Source organism: Lentzea flava (assembly GCF_014648475.1).
In the GTDB taxonomy this organism is placed as follows: domain Bacteria; phylum Actinomycetota; class Actinomycetes; order Mycobacteriales; family Pseudonocardiaceae; genus Lentzea; species Lentzea flava.
The window spans coordinates 1-595 of the sequence record NZ_BMRE01000173.1 but is presented as its reverse complement, the minus strand read 5'-3'; the positions used below and the strand labels follow the sequence as shown (position 1 = coordinate 595).

At 64.0% G+C, this 595-nt stretch carries 1 pseudogene; it reads left to right on the top strand.

The window, feature by feature from the left end:
* Positions 1-595: pseudogene (locus IEZ09_RS46020) on the top strand (hypothetical protein); the annotation flags it as partial.

Genomic DNA, 595 nt, shown 5'->3' with positions numbered 1-595 from the left:
CAGTGGAGCAGGTGCATCGTTCGGTTGACAGGACAGAAGAACGTCCTGGAGCCACGAACACTGTTGAGCCGGTTCCGGGTGATGTTGTGGAGCAGGCGCGGTTGCGGCGTGGGGGTGGTGTGCATCTGGGTGGTTCGCCGGTGCCGCCTTCTCTTTCCGACGTTGTTGTTCCGGCCGAGTCCAGCTCGCAGTTGCCGCCGTCGATGTCTGGGCTGGAGCAGGCGGGTGGTGCTGGGGTGTCTGGTCCGGTGGATCCGGTGGTTGGTGGCGTGGAGTCGGTGGATCTTGATGCCTTTTTGGATGAGCTGGGCCTGGCCGGGTTCGAGGATGGTGTGGATTTTGGGTCTTTTGAGTCGGGGGCGCCGGACGTGGTGGGTCTTGACAGCTGGGGGTTGGGCGGTGGGGAGCAGGGTGGGGAAGTGGGTGGTGGGGAGCAGGGCTGGGGAGTGGGTGGGGTGGATCCGTCGTTGACGTTAGATCCGGCTTCGTTGTCTGTTTTTGGTTTTGTTGCTCCGCCTCCGTTGTCGCCTGGTGTGGGGCAGGGGGAGGGGGAGTCCGGGGGTGAGGTTCTGTCCGGTGGTGGTGATGTCGGGCT